19 protein-coding genes and 1 tRNA gene are annotated in these 17,306 nt (G+C 42.4%); 3 read left to right on the top strand and 17 right to left on the bottom strand.

The features are described from left to right. Positions 1-7 precede the first annotated feature (7 nt). Positions 8-607 carry a DUF1361 domain-containing protein gene (locus ACLN19_RS01575; RefSeq protein WP_413382471.1) on the bottom strand — a complete coding sequence of 200 codons (600 nt, stop codon included), beginning with the start codon at positions 605-607 and terminating at the stop codon, positions 8-10. Between the two features lie 130 nt (positions 608-737). Between ACLN19_RS01575 and ACLN19_RS01570 the strand changes: the two genes are divergently transcribed. Further along, positions 738-1,550: an HAD family hydrolase gene (locus tag ACLN19_RS01570; RefSeq protein ID WP_413382851.1), complete on the top strand. Its 813-nt coding sequence runs from the start codon at positions 738-740 to the stop codon at positions 1,548-1,550. A 242-nt stretch (positions 1,551-1,792) separates the two neighbouring features. Then, entirely contained in the window at positions 1,793-3,067 is a 1,275-nt protein-coding gene (serS, locus tag ACLN19_RS01565) for a serine--tRNA ligase (protein ID WP_413382468.1), read from the top strand. Positions 3,068-3,101: 34 nt separating this feature from the next. Here the strand turns inward: serS and ACLN19_RS01560 are convergent, their stop codons facing one another. The 14 genes from ACLN19_RS01560 to ACLN19_RS01495 form a co-directional block, all read right to left on the bottom strand. Next, on the bottom strand, positions 3,102-3,872 hold the full coding sequence (locus ACLN19_RS01560) for an acetyl-CoA carboxylase carboxyl transferase subunit alpha (protein ID WP_413382465.1): 771 nt from the start codon (positions 3,870-3,872) through the stop codon (positions 3,102-3,104). Further along, positions 3,869-4,735 (bottom strand): acetyl-CoA carboxylase, carboxyltransferase subunit beta, encoded by an 867-nt coding sequence (accD, locus tag ACLN19_RS01555; RefSeq protein WP_413382849.1) that lies wholly within the window; start codon positions 4,733-4,735, stop codon positions 3,869-3,871. The genes ACLN19_RS01560 and accD overlap by 4 nt, the downstream gene beginning before the upstream one ends. Positions 4,736-4,743: 8 nt before the next feature. Continuing rightward, complete coding sequence (accC, locus tag ACLN19_RS01550) at positions 4,744-6,114, bottom strand: acetyl-CoA carboxylase biotin carboxylase subunit (RefSeq protein WP_413382462.1); 1,371 nt, start codon at positions 6,112-6,114, stop codon at positions 4,744-4,746. A gap of 25 nt (positions 6,115-6,139) precedes the next feature. Next, positions 6,140-6,565: a 3-hydroxyacyl-ACP dehydratase FabZ gene (fabZ, locus tag ACLN19_RS01545; RefSeq protein ID WP_413382459.1), complete on the bottom strand. Its 426-nt coding sequence runs from the start codon at positions 6,563-6,565 to the stop codon at positions 6,140-6,142. Continuing rightward, the gene (gene accB / locus ACLN19_RS01540; protein ID WP_413382457.1) at positions 6,562-7,047 is read right to left on the bottom strand and encodes an acetyl-CoA carboxylase biotin carboxyl carrier protein; all 486 of its coding nucleotides are present in this window, start codon (positions 7,045-7,047) and stop codon (positions 6,562-6,564) included. The genes fabZ and accB overlap by 4 nt, the downstream gene beginning before the upstream one ends. Before the next feature lies 1 nt (position 7,048). Further along, positions 7,049-8,281 (bottom strand): beta-ketoacyl-ACP synthase II, encoded by a 1,233-nt coding sequence (gene fabF / locus ACLN19_RS01535; RefSeq protein ID WP_413382454.1) that lies wholly within the window; start codon positions 8,279-8,281, stop codon positions 7,049-7,051. A 14-nt stretch (positions 8,282-8,295) separates the two neighbouring features. Beyond that, entirely contained in the window at positions 8,296-9,030 is a 735-nt protein-coding gene (fabG, locus tag ACLN19_RS01530) for a 3-oxoacyl-[acyl-carrier-protein] reductase (RefSeq protein WP_413382451.1), read from the bottom strand. A 10-nt stretch (positions 9,031-9,040) separates the two neighbouring features. After that, a complete protein-coding gene (fabD, locus tag ACLN19_RS01525; protein WP_413382448.1) occupies positions 9,041-9,961 on the bottom strand; it encodes an ACP S-malonyltransferase in 921 nt (306 codons plus the stop codon). A 69-nt stretch (positions 9,962-10,030) separates the two neighbouring features. Further along, entirely contained in the window at positions 10,031-10,990 is a 960-nt protein-coding gene (gene fabK / locus ACLN19_RS01520) for an enoyl-[acyl-carrier-protein] reductase FabK (RefSeq protein ID WP_413382445.1), read from the bottom strand. 280 nt (positions 10,991-11,270) lie between these two features. Continuing rightward, on the bottom strand, positions 11,271-11,501 hold the full coding sequence (locus tag ACLN19_RS01515; protein WP_413382442.1) for an acyl carrier protein: 231 nt from the start codon (positions 11,499-11,501) through the stop codon (positions 11,271-11,273). 83 nt (positions 11,502-11,584) lie between these two features. Next, on the bottom strand, positions 11,585-12,559 hold the full coding sequence (locus ACLN19_RS01510; protein ID WP_413382439.1) for a beta-ketoacyl-ACP synthase III: 975 nt from the start codon (positions 12,557-12,559) through the stop codon (positions 11,585-11,587). Further along, positions 12,559-12,993 carry a fatty acid biosynthesis transcriptional regulator FabT gene (fabT, locus tag ACLN19_RS01505; RefSeq protein ID WP_413382436.1) on the bottom strand — a complete coding sequence of 145 codons (435 nt, stop codon included), beginning with the start codon at positions 12,991-12,993 and terminating at the stop codon, positions 12,559-12,561. Before fabT ends, ACLN19_RS01510 begins: the two co-directional genes overlap by 1 nt. A gap of 87 nt (positions 12,994-13,080) precedes the next feature. Then, positions 13,081-13,872 (bottom strand): trans-2-decenoyl-ACP isomerase, encoded by a 792-nt coding sequence (gene fabM / locus ACLN19_RS01500; RefSeq protein WP_413382433.1) that lies wholly within the window; start codon positions 13,870-13,872, stop codon positions 13,081-13,083. 160 nt (positions 13,873-14,032) lie between these two features. Continuing rightward, a complete protein-coding gene (locus tag ACLN19_RS01495) occupies positions 14,033-14,662 on the bottom strand; it encodes an HAD family hydrolase (RefSeq protein ID WP_413382847.1) in 630 nt (209 codons plus the stop codon). A gap of 93 nt (positions 14,663-14,755) precedes the next feature. Here ACLN19_RS01495 and ACLN19_RS01490 point away from each other — a divergent pair, with 93 nt between their 5' ends. Then, positions 14,756-16,108 carry an aspartate kinase gene (locus ACLN19_RS01490; protein ID WP_413382431.1) on the top strand — a complete coding sequence of 451 codons (1,353 nt, stop codon included), beginning with the start codon at positions 14,756-14,758 and terminating at the stop codon, positions 16,106-16,108. A gap of 76 nt (positions 16,109-16,184) precedes the next feature. On the opposite strand, the gene ACLN19_RS01485 is transcribed toward ACLN19_RS01490, so the two are convergent. Both ACLN19_RS01485 and ACLN19_RS01480 read right to left on the bottom strand, forming a co-directional pair. Next, positions 16,185-16,270, bottom strand: a tRNA-Leu gene (locus ACLN19_RS01485). A 46-nt stretch (positions 16,271-16,316) separates the two neighbouring features. Further along, entirely contained in the window at positions 16,317-17,243 is a 927-nt protein-coding gene (locus ACLN19_RS01480; protein ID WP_413382428.1) for an alpha/beta hydrolase, read from the bottom strand. Between the last annotated feature and the right edge of the window lie 63 nt (positions 17,244-17,306).

Raw genomic sequence — 17,306 nt, 5'->3', positions numbered from 1 at the left:
CTATGTTCTAAGATTTGCTCTCACTAACAGCAAAGAGTAAAGTCACTATTTGTAACAATGTAAACCCTAAAACAAAATAAACTGCCCCCCAGCTCCATACATTGATAAGTTCAACGACAACCACCTTAGGTCTCATGATAATATCCCAGCTATTCAGCCTAGCATAGCGCCCAATATGAATGGCAAAGCTTGACACAAAAGATAAAAGCCCAATCAAGATAAGCTTTAGAGGATAAGAGTCAATACTAAAACGCTTAAAGAGCAAATTAACACTCTCTACTCCTGACATGACCCCAAACAAAATGCTAGCGACAAATAAAAAATACAAAATCAAGCTCGACTGATCCCAAAGAACCGTACTTGTAAAATTCATATGCACAATATCAGTCAGCATATAAAAAGTATTGGGGTAAAAAAAGAGCCAAGCCAAAGCTAAAAGCAAGGTCACGCTGAATGTTTTAGCTAGCGTACATAGTAGAGCAAAATCATAGGCAACTAGCGCTAAAAACATATTCCATATCAAATCAGGTCCATCTACCTGATAGTACTTAATCCCCAGTGAGATTAGTAAAAAACAAGCATGTATGAGAATAACTTTTATCTTCATATCTGTCTCCTTTTTTCATTAGTATGTTTCATTATAACCATTCTCTCTGGGGATTTCAACCAAAGACCTGCTAACTTTTCTCTACCTGACAGCAGTAGGCGTTTTGACAATTTTATGTTATAATCCTAACATGATGAAAAAAATGATTGCACTCGATTTAGATGGGACTTTACTACGCTCTGACAATACGATTTCTGACTACACTGTTGATGTTATTGAGCGTATCAAATCTCAAGGACACCAGGTCGTCATTGCGACAGGGCGCCCTTATCGTATGGCGCTAGAGTATTATAAACAGCTGAATCTAACAACACCTATGATCAGCTTTAACGGCTCTCTTACGCATCTTCCTGAGCAAAAATGGGCTAAAGAACAATCTATCACCTTAGACAAAGACTATCTTTTAGGGATTTTAGACATCATGGAGGACATAGAAGCTGACTTTGTCGCTAGTGAATACCGCAAAAACTTCTATATTACCCTTAATTATCCTGAACGTATCGATCCTAAGCTGTTTGGGGTATCGGCTATTACTGATAGCATGCGCTTAGAGAGCCACAAAATCACACGCGATCCAAATGCCCTCCTCATCCAAACACGCCACCAAGATAAATACCAGCTAGCAAAAAACTTACGAGAGCATTTTAACCACGACATCGAAGTGGACTCTTGGGGCGGGCCTCTCAATATCCTCGAATGTTCACCAAAAGGTGTCAATAAAGCCTTTGCCCTCAAGTATCTCCTCTCCACACTCAATATGAGTCAAGACCAACTCATTGCTTTTGGAGACGAACACAATGATACTGAGATGCTGGCTCTAGCTCAGACTGGCTATGCTATGAAAAATGCTAGCTCACTTCTACTACCTTATGCTGATAAACAATTAAGTCACACCAACGAAGAAGACGGTGTCGCAAAAGAGTTAGAGCGACTATTCCTATAAGCTCACCATTTACAAGATAAAAAGAATCGTGTATAATGAGAACAACGGATAAGTAAGGCTTGTTTTCTTTTCAGAAAGTCTGCGGTTGCTGCGAGCAGATAAGAGACGGCACGAAATTCTACCGTGACTGATAAATCATCAGTATAGTTACCATAACAATCAAGTGCACTCAAGTGAAGCTGGATGGAACCGCGCTCAAGCGCTCCAGCAGATTTACTTGAGTGCTTTTTTGGAGGAGTCTTATGTTAGATTTAAAACGTATCCGTATGGATTTTGATACTATTGCTGACAAGCTTGCTACTCGTGGTGTCGCATCGGAAACTCTAGATGAACTAAGAGAGCTAGATAGTAAACGTCGTGAGCTCTTAGTCATCTCAGAAACTAAAAAAGCTGAGCGTAACACTGCTTCTGCTGCCATCGCCCAAGCTAAACGTCAAAAAGAAGATGCTAGTAGCCAAATTGCTGCTATGCAAAAACTATCTGCTGACATCAAAGCTATTGATACTGAGCTTGCTAGTATTGATGAAAAAGTGACTGCTATTATCACTGTCTTACCAAATATTCCAGCAAACGACGTCCCTGTGGGTGCTGATGAAGACGATAATGTTGAAGTGCGCCGTTGGGGTAATATTCCTCACTTTGACTTTGAGCCAAAAGCCCACTGGGACTTAGGCGAAGAGCTTGATATTTTAGACTGGGAACGTGGTGCCAAAGTGACTGGATCACGCTTTCTCTTCTACAAGGGACTCGGTGCCAGACTTGAGCGTGCCCTCTACAACTTCATGCTAGACGAGCATGCCAAAGAAGGCTATACAGAAGTCATCCCACCTTATATGGTCAATCACGACTCTATGTTTGGTACAGGGCAATATCCAAAGTTTAAAGAAGATACCTTTGAGTTGGCAGATAGTGATTTTGTCCTTATCCCAACTGCTGAAGTCCCTCTAACCAACTACTACCGTGGCGATATTATCGATGGTAAAGAGCTTCCTATATACTTTACAGCTATGAGCCCGTCATTTCGCTCTGAGGCAGGTTCTGCTGGACGTGACACACGTGGTCTGATTCGCTTGCATCAATTCCACAAGGTTGAAATGGTCAAATTTTCTAAACCTGAAGATTCTTATGCTGAATTGGAAAAGATGACTGCCAATGCCGAAAATATCCTCCAAAAGCTGAACCTCCCTTACCGTGTGATTACCTTGTGTACTGGAGATATGGGCTTTTCAGCTGCTAAAACCTATGACCTTGAGGTATGGATCCCAGCTCAAAATACTTACCGTGAAATCTCATCTTGCTCTAATACCGAAGATTTCCAAGCAAGACGTGCCCAAATCCGCTATCGTGATGAAGCAGATGGAAAAGTCAAACTCCTACACACCCTAAACGGTTCAGGGCTTGCTGTCGGACGTACCGTTGCTGCTATTCTTGAAAACTACCAAAATGCTGACGGTTCTGTCACTATTCCTGAAGTCCTTCGCCCTTACATGGGTGGTGTTGACATCATCAAACCCTAACTCAAAAAACAGATGATCATCTCATCTGTTTTTTTTAATATTTTCGAAAACGTTGATAACGAGCTTCTAATAGCTCCTTAGTTGATAATTGGCTAAGGCTATCTAGCTCTTTGACAAGCTCTACTCTGAGCTTATCCACAATCTCACTTGAAAAATAACCATGCTCTGGGATGACCTTATCGACAACACCCATTTTGAGGAGTTCGCCAGCCGTCAACTTCATCAACTCAGCCGCCTCAGGGGCACGACTACCGTCTTTCCATAAGATCGATGCAAAACCTTCTGGGCTAAGAATCGCATACATGGTATTTTCAAGCATCCAAACCTGATTAGCCACTGCTAAAGCCAGCGCACCACCTGAGCCACCTTCACCGACAATAATCGCAATAATCGGCACTTTCAAATCACTCATCTCAAGAAGATTGCGAGCGATAGCCTCCCCCTGTCCACGCTCCTCTGCTCCTACACCTGGATAAGCTCCAGCTGTATTGATAAAGGTGATGACAGGTCTAGCAAATTTCTCCGCTTGTTTCATCAAGCGTAAAGCTTTACGATAGCCTTCTGGATTGGGCTGCCCAAAATTACGATGAAGATTATCTTGGAGGTTTTTTCCTTTTTGAATACCAACAATACTCACCACTCGCCCATCTAAGCTGCCAATACCACCTACAACAGCACCATCGTCTGCATAATGCCGATCACCGTGTAGCTCAATAAAATCCTCACACAGGGCTTTCGCATAATCCAGTGTCGTCATGCGATTTTGTTCTCTAGCTTCCTTTAAGACACGTGAGACATCACTCATAAGTCACCTCCATGAAATGCCAACAACTGTGCGATGGTATCTCTAAGCGCCATACGCTCAACGATCTTATCGACAAAACCATGTGCCAATAAAAACTCAGCCTTTTGAAAACCTTCTGGTAAGTCTTCTCGCACAGTCGTCTCAATCACACGACGTCCTGCAAAGCCAATCAAAGCCTGAGGCTCAGCTAAGATGATATCTCCCTCCATCGCAAAGCTAGCTGTAACACCACCAGTTGTCGGATCTGTTAAGACACTGAGATAAAATAGCCCTGCATTAGAATGCCTTTTGACAGCTGCTGAGACCTTTGCCATCTGCATTAGGCTCATAATCCCTTCTTGCATCCTAGCGCCACCTGAGGCACAAAAGACAACAACAGGCAGATTATTTTCTGTAGCGTATTCAAAAAGTCGTGTTAGCTTTTCACCAACTATCATCCCCATGCTCGCCATAATAAAATGCGAATCCATAATCGCCAAGGCTAGCGACTGCCCTTTGATTTTAGCAAGACCTGTCATGACAGCCTCATCTAATCCTGTCTCTTCTTTAGCTTTTAGCAGCTTTTCCTTATACCCTGGAAATTGCAGAGGATCACTCGTCTCAAGCCCTGTAAATAACTCTGAAAAAGAGCCCTCATCCACTGTCAAGCTCAGTCTATCTTTAGCACTGATTCTAAAAGCATACTGACACTGTGGGCAGATGCTTGCCACACCCAAATCTCTTTGATAAATCATATGCTTACAAGCGGGACATTTAGCAAATAATTCATCAGGGACCTCTGGCATCTCACTATCTTGTCGCTGCCAAAGAGAACGATTAGGATTGATACGAATATATTTGTCTTTTTTACTAAATAAGGTCATCATCTCTCCTAATCTTTTGACTTATCATACTGAGGTAAAAACGTTTCCATCAAAAAAGCAGTGTCATAGTCTCCAGCAATCACATGCGGATCTGAAATCAAATCCATCTGAAACTCGCTGTTAGTCACAACCCCCTCTATCTCCAACTCATAGAGAGCACGCTGCATTTTCATAAGAGCATCAAAACGATTGCTACCATGGACAATAATCTTAGCAATCATACTATCATAGTAAGGTGGGATCGTATAGCCTGGATAGACAGCCGAGTCCACACGTAAACCCACACCACCAGACGGCAGATAAAGATCGGTAATCTTACCTGGGCTTGGTGCAAAATGACACTTAGGATTTTCAGCATTGATGCGGCACTCAATCGCATGCCCTGTCAAGACAATGTCCTCCTGCTGATAGCTAAGGGCTTGTCCTGCGGCAATTTTAATTTGCTCTTTGACGATGTCAATACCTGTGACAAATTCCGTCACAGGATGCTCTACTTGCACACGTGTGTTCATCTCCATAAAGTAGAACTCACCACTAGCTTCGTCTAGGAGAAATTCAATCGTCCCAGCGTTTTCATAACCAACTGCCTGAGCCGCTCTGACTGCTGCAGCACCAATTTTATGGCGAAGGGTTGCCCCAATAGCAATTGACGGGCTTTCTTCTAGCACTTTTTGGTTATTGCGTTGAAGAGAACAATCCCTCTCACCAAGGTGTATGATGTGCCCAAAACGATCCCCTAAAATCTGCACTTCAATATGACGTGCTGGATAGATGACTTTTTCAATGTACATGGCGCCATTGCCAAAAGCAGCTTTGGCTTCTTGTGAGGCTGACTCAAAAGCTTTGGCTAGCTCATCTCTTTGTCTCACTTTACGAATGCCTTTACCACCACCACCTGCGGACGCTTTTAGCATGATAGGATAGCCAATCGCATCAGCTACCTCTAAAGCCTCATCAACGCTTGTCACCTGCCCTTTTGAGCCAGGAATAACAGGAACACCTGCCTTTAACATCTGCGCTCTAGCATTGATTTTATCACCCATCTTATCCATCACAGCAGCCGATGGCCCGATAAATTTAATATGCAACTCCTCACACATAGTGGCAAATTTTGAGTTTTCACTCAGAAAGCCAAACCCTGGGTGGATGGCTTGAGCGCCAGTGACAACTGCAGCTGACAAAACCGCATTCATATTGAGATAAGAATCTGTCGAACGACTAGGACCAATACAAATCGCCTCATCGGCAAGAATCGTATGCAAAGACTCTTTGTCTGCTTCTGAATAAACCGCTACGGTAGAAATGCCCAATTCACGCGCAGCACGAATGATGCGCACAGCAATCTCGCCACGATTGGCAATCAATAGTTTTTTAAACATGCGATTCTCCTCTTCTAATGTGTCACTAAGCCTTACCTAGTGCAAAGGTCAGTGTTCCACTCGCAGCTAATTGCCCATCTACTTCAGCTTTTGCTTCAACCACAGCGATAGTGCCACGGCGTTTGACAAACTTAACTGTCATCACCAATTGATCACCAGGGACGACTTGTTTTTTAAAGCGCACCTTATCCATGCCCGCATAAAAGACTAGCTGACCTTGATTCCCTTCTTTTGATAGCTCAAGGACACCTGCTGTTTGCGCAAGAGCCTCCATAATCAAAACCCCAGGCATCACAGGATAGTCTGGAAAATGACCATTGAAAAACAGCTCATTGATCGTCACATTTTTGATCGCTGTAATTTCATCTTCAGATACTTCTAAGACACGATCCACCAAAAGCATAGGATAGCGGTGAGGTAGTGCCTTTTGAATGTCTCTTATATCAATCATTTGATACGTACCAATCCTTTACCAAATTCTACGACTTCTTCATTTTCCACCAAAATCTCAGTCACAATACCATCGTGCGGCGCAGGAACTTCATTCATCACCTTCATCGCCTCAATGATAAGGAGAGTCTGACCTTTTGTCACCTTGTCACCCACAGAAACAAACGGAGGCTTCTCAGGAGATGGGGATAAGTAGGCGACACCCACCAAAGGGCTATCAACAAGCTCACCTTCAGCTAAGAGCTCATCATTTTCCACTAGAGCCGTCTCTTCAATCACTGTTGGAGCGTCTAAAGGAGCTTTTGAAGGAATAACAACCTCAGAAGTATCTCTGATAGCTTCTACCGCCTTATCTGAGAAAGAAGGCGTAGCTACCGTATTCTTACTAAAATGCAGTTCATCACTTGTATTTCGATAAGAAAATTCCCTTAAACTAGAGCCATCAAACTGCGCCATCAGTTCTTTAATGTCTGAAATATTCACACTAATCCTCCCAACGTTTAAAGGCTGTTACGGCATTGTGCCCACCAAATCCAAAGGTATTTGACAAGGCATAGTCAATCTTAGCTTCACACCCTTGACCATAGATGACATTTGCTTCAATATCATCTGATAGTTCTTTAGTACCAGCAGTCATTGGAACATACTGATGTCTAAGGGCCTCAATCGTTGCAATAGCTTCTACACCACCTGCTGCCCCAAGGAGATGCCCTGTAAATGATTTGGTTGATGACACTGGTACTTCCTTACCAAGAACTGTGACAATAGCCTTACTCTCACCACGTTCGTTGGCTTGTGTAGAGGTGCCGTGAGCATTGACATAGCCCACTTGACTCTTATCAATACCAGCTTCTGCCATAGCTAAACGCATGGCCTTTGCCGCTCCAGAGCCGTCAGGTGTTGGTGTTGTCATATGATAAGCATCACAGGTATTACCATACCCCACAACCTCAGCCAAGATGGTCGCTCCACGTTTTTTGGCATGTTCAAGACTCTCAAGAACCAAGATACCAGCGCCTTCACCCATGACAAAGCCATTGCGATCTTTATCAAAAGGAATAGACGCACGCTCAGGATCTTCTGTGGTCGATAGCGCTGTTAAGTTCTGAAAGCCAGCGATTCCGATTTGGGTGATAGAGCTCTCTGAGCCACCACAAACGATGACATCTTGTAAGCCAAACTTAATCTCACGAAAAGCTTCACCAATAGCATCATTGGCAGAAGCACATGCCGTAGTCACTGATTTACATACACCTTGGGCTTTGATACGCATCGCAATATTACCAGCAGCCATATTGGAGAGGGCTTTTGGAATAAACATCGGCTGTACACGCTTAGGACCACGCTCTTGAAGGCGTATAATCTGATCTTCTAGCTCTTGCAAACCACCAATACCGCTAGATACGATAACACCCAGACGATCATGATCTAGACTATCGACATCCAACTGCGCCATCTCAATCGCCTCTAGTGCCGCATAGATGGCATAAAGAGAGTACATATCCATTCGATTTTTATCCTTACGCACAAAATATTTGTCAAATGGAAAATCTTGGATTTCACCTGCATTATGAACAGAAAAGTCACTTGTATCAAACTTAGTAATTGGCTTAATCCCAATGCGACCTGTTTTTAAACTGTCCCAAAAAGTTTCTGGAGTATTTCCAATAGGTGATGTCACACCATAACCTGTGATTACTACTCTGTTTTCAGTCATTTATCTTCCTCTTTTTATTGCATAGTCATGCCACCATCAATGGCAATGACTTGTCCTGTCAAGTATTCTTGCTGGGCTAAAAAAGCAACGACTTGAGCTACTTCCTCAGGCTCTCCGACACGTTTCATAGGAATTTGAGCTAACATAGCTTCTTTCATCCTCTCAGGGATAGCATCCGTCATATCAGAGGCTATAAACCCTGGGGCAACCGCATTAACACGGACACCACGCCCAGCCACTTCACGCGCTACGGACTTAGTCAGCCCAATCAAGCCTGCTTTTGAGGCGGCATAATTAGCCTGCCCGATATTTCCAACCAAACCAACAACGCTAGAGATATTGATGATAGCGCCTTGTCTTCTTTTACTCATCGATTTTAAGACCGCTTGAGTCATATTAAATGCCCCTGTCAGATTGACTTTTAAGACACTCTCAAAGTCTCTTTCTGTCATCTTCAAGACCAATTTATCATTGGTAATCCCTGCATTATTGACCAAAACATCAATACTACCAAAGATTTTAGTCGCCTCATCAACCATACGTTTAGCATCTTCTTGGTCAGACACATCACCACTAACAGCTAAAATACCACCATTATAGTGCGAAAAGGTGTCTAGCAGACTAGCAGAAACAGCCTTACGTCCGTTCAAGATGACATTGGCACCCAACTTGGCAAATTGATGCGCAATAGCTAAGCCAATGCCCCTGGTTGAGCCTGTTACAAATACTGTTTTTCCGTGAAGTTCCACAATCTGTCTCCTATCTTGTCACCACTGTCTCAACACTTGCCTTATCATAGACGGCATAAGTTGGAAGCGTTTTGTCAATCTTTTTAATAAAGCCACTCAAGACTTTCCCTGGTCCAATTTCGATGACCTCTGTCATCCCTAAATCTTTCAAGCAAGCAATCGAATCATAAAAACGAACAGGCTCCATGACTTGACGCGCCAATAAATCAGCAGCTTCCTCCTTTAGCATGACCTTGGCCTCGGTATTGCCTACCAGAGGGCATTCAAAATCATCAAAGACAACCTTTTCCAGTTCTTTAGCTAATTGTTGGCTAGCCGGTTGTAATAAAGCCGTATGAAAAGGACCAGATACTTTCAGAGGAATCATGCGCTTGACGCCTGCTTGTGTCAGTAGTCTGCGCGCTTCATCAACAGCCTCTACCTGTCCACCGATTACTAATTGCTGAGGGGTATTATAGTTGGCTATAGCAACAACACCCAAGTGACTTGCCTCATCACAAGCTTTTTGAATAAGTTCAGGCGACGTATTTAAGACAGCAACCATTTTACCACTACCACAAGGTGCTGCTTGCTCCATAAAAGAAGCACGCTTAGCCACTAAAGCCACTGCTTCTTTAAAAGGCAGAGCACCCGCTGCTACTAGGGCAGAATACTCCCCAAGTGATAAACCAGCAACCATATCTGGCTTCACACCAAGACTCTTGAGCAAGCGATAAATCGCCACCGAGGTCGTCAAAATAGCAGGTTGGGTATAGCGAGTCTGATGGAGCTTCTCCTCATCATGATCAATAATAGCCCTCACATCATACCCTAAAACCTCTTTTGCCTCTTCAAATGTCTCTTTTACAATCGGATACGCATCATAGAGATCACAAGCCATACCCAGCGTCTGGGCACCTTGACCTGCAAAGACAAATGCTGTTTGTGTCATCTTACTCCTCCATCTCCAAACTCCTTAGATCAAGACCCTCTCTAAGACTAGGCTCTGTCATAAAAGAGTTTAGTCTTCTGACCAACGGCTGGCTTGTGCTAAAATCACCTCTTTTGCCCCGTAGTAAAGGTCTTTTAAGATGTCCTCACACGTCTCTTCTTTATCCAGTAACCCTGCGATTTGACCTGCCATGACTGATCCATAATCAACATCGCCATCAACAACGGCATTACGCAGTGCACCAGCCCCCATTGCTTCGATTTCTTCGGCGGTTTTTTTACCTGCCAAGAAATCTTTTTCAGCTCTACCATAAGCGGTAGCTAATTTATTTTTGATAGCACGCACAGGATGACCTACCACTTGCGCTGAAACAACCGTATCAATATCCTTTGCCTTCAAGATTTTTGCCTTGAAATTAGGATGAGCATTAGATTCCTTAGCAACGGCAAAACGCGTTCCTACTTGGATAGCTTCTGCTCCCAACATAAAACTCGCCGCCGCTCCGTGACCATCTCCAATACCTCCTGCAGCAATGACTGGAATGGAAATCGCCTCAACCACCTGACGTACTAAGGTCATGGTTGTTAATTTACCGATATGGCCACCTGCTTCCATCCCTTCAGCAATGACCGCATCAGCACCCATTTTTTCCATACGACGCGCCAAGGCAACACTAGGTACAACAGGGATAACGATGATACCCGCCTCATGAAAACGCTCCATATATTTTCCAGGATTGCCAGCACCTGTCGTAACCACTTTGACACCTTCTTCGATGACCAAGTCAACAATATCATCAACAAAAGGCGATAACAACATGATATTAACCCCAAAAGGTCTGTCTGTCACTGCTTTGATCTTATCAATATTGTTCTTGACAACTTCTTTAGGAGCATTTCCACCACCGATGATCCCTAAACCACCAGCTTTTGACACGGCAGCTGCTAAATCACCATCTGCAACCCAAGCCATACCACCTTGAAAAATCGGATACTTGATGTCTAATAATTCTGTAATACGTGTCTTCATCTCTTTATCTTTCCTCATTTGGCTAAGCGACTAAAGCGGAAATGAAACAATCTGTCCCATTCCACCTTTAATCGCTTATCAACTCTTGGTTTTTACCCAATCGTCAAAACCTCTGCGATTGTTAATATCCTTCACTATTATAATTTGAATATCAAACTATTTAAGGACTAATAAGGAGCGAACATCCACCTCTATGGTTTACTGCCCACTCCTGCATGGCATTTGCATCAATTTTGCAAGCACTAGGCACCTAAGGTTAGGCATTAGTCTGTTGCTTATCTTATTTGTCTTTAGTTTTTTCTTCAACGTAAGCAACTAAGTCACCAACGGTGTTAAGTCCTTCTTCTGTTTCGATTTGAATATCAAATTCATCTTCGATTTCAGAGATAACTTGGAAAACATCAAGAGAGTCCGCATCAAGATTGTCAAAAGTTGTCTCAAGCGTTACTTCTTCTTTGTCTTTACCAAGTTCTTCAACGATAATGTTTTGTACTTTTTCAAATACTGCCATGATATATGCTCCTTTAAACATTAAAAATATGTGATAGTCAATTCTAAGAATTCACTATATATACGTGCTTATGCACACTATACCTAAATTTTAACAATTAGACTGCCCCATGTCAAACCTCCGCCAAATCCTGACAGTAAAATAGTTTGTGTTCCGTCTAAGTGTATGCTACCTTGGTCAACCGATTCCGATAATAAAATCGGAATACTAGCCGCACTGGTATTGCCATAATCCATCATATTCTCTAAAAATTTTTCACGGCTAACCTCTATTTTTTTAGCCATCTTATCTAAAATACGACGGTTTGCTTGATGTAAGAGTAGATAATCTAGCTCCTCTTTTGTCACAGAAGACGACTCAATCAACGCCTTAATACTTTTTGAGACATCTCGCACGGCAAAGTCAAAAATGGCACGACCATCCATGAACAGATAAGGATCATGAGCCTCTTTTTCTGAAAAAGGAGACGAAAGACCTACTTTTCCAGATGTCAAGCTAGATCCACGACTACCATCTGAACCCAGTGATTCTGCTATAAAATAGGGAGTATCACTAGCTTCTACAAGCACACCTCCTGCCCCATCACCAAACAAGACGGCTGTTTTTCTATCTGACCAATCAATGACTTTAGATAAGGTCTCTGCCCCAATGACTAGACCCTTTTGATAGGCTCCAGAAGCAATCAACTTCTCAGCTGTTGACAAGGCAAAAACAAACCCACTACAAGCCGCTGTCATATCAAAAGCAAACGCAACAGACGCACCAATGCTAGCCTGCACCTTCGCAGCCGTTGAGGGCATCATACTATCTGGGGTGATAGTCGCTACAATGATAAAATCAAGCTCTTTGGCTGACAAAGAGGCTTTCTCAAGCAAGGCCTTAGCGACTTGACTAGCCAAATCTGCCGTTGTTTCCGTTTGTGTAATCCGACGATTTTTTATACCTGTTCGACTTGATATCCACTCATCGCTCGTATCCATGATATGAGACAGAGCGTCATTTGAGATAACTTGTGATGGCGTATAGTGAGCCACCTGACTGATTTTTGCATATGCCATTAGAGTAGCTCCTCTAAAAATTGATGTAAATTACTAAGCCCCTTGGTTAGCGCCTTGACATCTGTTTCATCAAAATCTTCAACAATTTGCTCAACCAAACGTTTGTGAAATTTGCTATGCAGACGATCCACTAGACGACCCTTAGGCGTCAAGCTCAAATGAACGACCCTTCGGTCCACTTCTGAGCGCCTACGCTCGATATACCCCTTAGCCTCTAATTTGTTGAGACTGGCCGTTACGGTACCTAGAGTAATCATCTGCGCACGAGCAATATCACTTGGTGTCACATCCCTATCTTTGCCAATAATATCAATAGTGTGCATTTCTTTCAGCGATAAATCACTAAAGCGACTGGTTCTGAGACTCATCTCTTCAATCACTAATACCTTGTTGAAAATATCGACTAGATAAGCATTGATTTGACTATAATCCAAGCTCCCTCACTCCTTCACATAAAACTTTGACTCTCAAAGTTTAACAAAAGTCTCATGATTTTGCAAGTTTTTTCTACAAGAGAGGGCTTACTTACCTTGAAATTGAGGTCGACGTTTGTCGCTATAAGCACGGACGCCTTCTTTAAAATCTTCTGTAAAAGCTAGCGCTTTTTGTAAGCTGAGCTCAGTTGTTGCATAAGCCTGCCAATCCGCAAAAGAACTCTGCCAAATCATCTCTTTGATGGCCTTAAAGGAATTGATAGAGCTACGCTTCAACTTTTTAATCAATTGCTGTGAGACTTTATCTAACTCCTCACAAGGGCATACTTTATAGACAATACCATACTCTTTAGCTTCTTGGGCTTTTAGCGCTTCACCTGTCATGGCTAATTGAGTCGCACGCACTGTCCCAATAGCTCGTGACAAAAGATACAAACCACCTGCATCAGGAGCCAAGCCTACACCTACAAATGCTTGGATAAACTTAGTCTTTTCTGACGCAATTACAAAATCACAAGCCACTGCGATATTGGCCGCGGCTCCTGCTACAGCCCCGTCAGCTAACATGATCACAGGTTTTGCGAGTTTTTTTATGGCAAAAGAGATGGTATTAACTAGCTCAGCAATAGCCACTAGAGACTCGATATCATCCGCATCAACTGCTCGCTTCATCTCAACCAAATCACCACCTACTGAAAAGACCCTGCCTTTAGCGCTTAACATAACCAAAAAAACACTCTCATCACAAGCAGCCTGCTCCAAAGCCTGTAAAAGCTCCTCACACATGGCTACATTAAAACCATTGGCGACTTCTGGGCGGTTCAAGGTGAGATGAGCCACTCCATCTTGCACCTCATATAAAATATTATTAAACAGCATAAGCATTCCTCTTCAATATCATTTGAATATCAAACTATTTCACAATGAAACTATTTTAGCAAAGAGATGTCATAAAAGCAAGACATTTTTACTTTTTTTTAATTTGATACGCCAAGTTATTTTATCAGACAAACAAAAAAACTTTCCTTACAGAAAGTTTTTACAATAAATCACTCAACTGTTCAATAAAATGATGGGCTCGCTCTTGATTCATACCAAAACGTGTATCACGCACCGCCCATGTTTCAAGTCCCGCATCCACAGCTGCCCTAATGCCTTTTTCACTATCTTCAATAACCAACATATCAGACTTATCAAAACCAATCAAGGCTGCTGCTTGCTCGTAAATCTCTGGATTTGGCTTGCTTTCTCTAAATTCTTCCCCAGATAAAATCACTGAAAAGTAGGAGCGCAAATCCATTACATCAAGAGCTTTTAAAATATCAGACTTGATCGAACTAGACGCTAAGCCGAGCGTTATCCCTCTTTGATGAAGCGTCTTAATGACCTTTTTCGTATCTGGAAAAACCAAGCTCTTATAAGGTAGGGGGTGATTGTCCTTATAAGCGACATAATCTTTTTGAAGTTGCTCCACATCCCACTTGTCATAATCATCTCGTAAAATATGACGCCAAACTTGCTTCATATTGCCACCGATGAAAAAACTTGGCGGCAAGTGCTTGATGGAGATACCTCTATCATTTAAAAAAATCTCACGCCTGCGATAATAAAAACTCTCCGTGTCAAATAAGACACCATCCATATCAAAAATAATTGCTTTTTTAGTCATCATATCTCTATTATACCTCATTTTCCAGGAAAAGTGCTGACACCTTATCTGAATTTTGCTATAATTTAAGCAATACACAAAAAGGAAGGACTTATGAAAGTTACAAAATTTGGGGGAAGCTCCCTTGCGTCTGCAAATCAGCTCCGAAAAGTACTTGATATTATAAAATCGGACTATGAGCGTCGTTTTATCGTCGTCTCAGCTCCTGGTAAACGTACACCAGAAGACACCAAAGTCACCGATGCCCTCATCCAATACTATCAAAACTACAAAGCCGGTAACGACGTTACTAGTAATCAAGCTTGGATTATTGAACGCTATCAAGATATTATCAATGAATTGGGCTTGGGGCCTGCTATTTTAGAGACAATTAGCAAAGCCATCAAGGATCTGGCGACTCTCCCTATTGACAACAATCGCTTTCTCTACGATAGCTTTTTAGCCGCAGGAGAAGACAATAACGCCAAGCTTATCGCTGCTTTTTTCACACAAAATGATGTCCCAGCTCAGTACATTCATCCTAAAGAAGCAGGTATCATCGTCAGCAGTGAACCTGGTAATGCCCGTATCTTGCCAAGTAGCTATGACAGATTAGAAAACCTACGTGACTACAATGATGTCCTTGTCATCCCAGGCTTTTTCGGAGTCACTGTTGATGGTGATATCTGTACCTTCTCACGTGGCGGCTCTGACATTACAGGCTCTATCGTAGCAGCTGGGGTAAAGGCTGATCTATACGAAAACTTTACAGATGTCAATGGTATCTTTGCAGCTCATCCAGGTGTTGTTGATAAACCTCACTCGATTCCTGAGCTGACCTATAAAGAAATGCGTGAACTTGCTTATGCTGGCTTTTCCGTCCTTCACGACGAAGCCTTGATTCCTGCTTACCGTGGTAAAGTGCCTCTTGTCATCAAAAATACCAATAACCCTGAACACCCAGGAACTAAGATTGTCATTGAGCATACAGGAAAAGATATTCCTGTTGTCGGTATCGCTGGTGACGACCATTTTGTCAGCATCAATATGTCCAAATACCTGATGAACCGAGAGGTCGGATTTGGCCGAAAAGTCCTTCAAATCTTAGAAGATCTCAATATTCGCTTTGAGCATATGCCAACAGGTATCGATGATATGTCTATTGTTTTACGCGAGCGTGAATTAACACCTATCAAAGAGCAAGAAATCATCTCTCAACTCACTCGTAAGCTGGAAGTTGATCACGTTGATATTCAGCACGGCTTGTCCATCATCATGATTGTCGGTGAAAATATGAAAAGCCATATCGGTGTGACAGCCACAGCCACCAAGGCACTTTCTGAACACAATATCAACCTGACCATGATCTCGCAAGGATCAAGTGAAGTTTCTGTTATGTTTGTTATTGATAGTGAAGACGAGAAAAAAGCCGTTCGCGCTCTATACAATGCCTTTTTTAAAGCATAAAAACTAGGGAAATCCCTAGTTTTTTTAATTTATCATTTTAAAGACAAAAAAAGCTGAGACTCTAGCTCAGCTCCTCTGCGGAAAGAGGGACTTGAACCCTCACGATCTAAAGCGATCACAGGATCCTTAGTCCTGCGCGTCTGCCAATTCCGCCATTCCCGCTTAACAACATAATAAATTATATCAAGTTATTATGTTATTGTCAACACTATTTTTCATATTTTTTCAAAAAAAGTGCGATTTTGTCTTCATACGTTTTAGGGTCGCTCTCAAACGACTTAGCATGCCCTGCTCCTTTAGCAATATAGAGTTCTTTGGGGGCAGTGGTTGCTGCATAATTGTCATAAACCATCTCAGTCGGCACAAAATCATCTTTTTCACCATGAATAAAGAGAATAGGTAATTTATTTTTGGCTAACTGCTTGACGCTACTAGCTTCACCATAGCTAAAGCCAGCTCGGATTTTAGAGAGCGCTGATACTTCATACAGCAAGGGAAAAGCTGGTAGGTTGTAGAGTTCCTTGGCTTGATAAGCTAGCTCATCCCAGACACTTGTATAACCACAATCCTCAATAATGGTCGTGATTTGGCTTGGCAACTCCTCACCGCTTGCCATCATCACTGTAGCACCTCCCATAGAGACGCCAAATAAAGTAATCTCAACAGAAGGATTTTGTCGAATCAAGATATCCGCCCATTTTAAAACATTTAGCCTATCATTCCAACCGTAGCCTATCAATTGCCCCTTGCTATTGCCGTGAGCGATATTATCTGGCATCAAGACATTATAGCCTAACTTATGAAAAAGGTAACCATAAGCTTTCATATAAGCCTTGCTACTTGTAAAACCATGTACGACAATGACAGTCTTATTTGTCTGTTTTTCGGCTGGTACATACCAAGCTTCCTGCTTTAGACCTTGGTTTTCCATGGTCTGCGTTTCATAGGTCAGCTGATTAAAAGCTTCTTGATAAGGGTAAAGAGCGCTAGATTTGCTGACTTCACCTTCTCCGACAAAGGACTTTTCACCACGTACTTGTGCGACATGGAAAAAATAAAAACTAGCTAGAACTGTCCCTAAAAAGATAAGACCTGCTATTAGCGCTATTATGCGACATTTTCGTATTTTTCTCATAGCTTATATTATACACTAATTTAGGCGATTGGCAATACACCTAAGCCAAAAGAAAAAGCAAGT

Origin of the sequence: Streptococcus lishijunsis, assembly GCF_047290665.1 — a bacterium.
GTDB lineage: Bacteria > Bacillota > Bacilli > Lactobacillales > Streptococcaceae > Streptococcus.
This window is presented reverse-complemented; position numbering and strand designations above follow the sequence as displayed.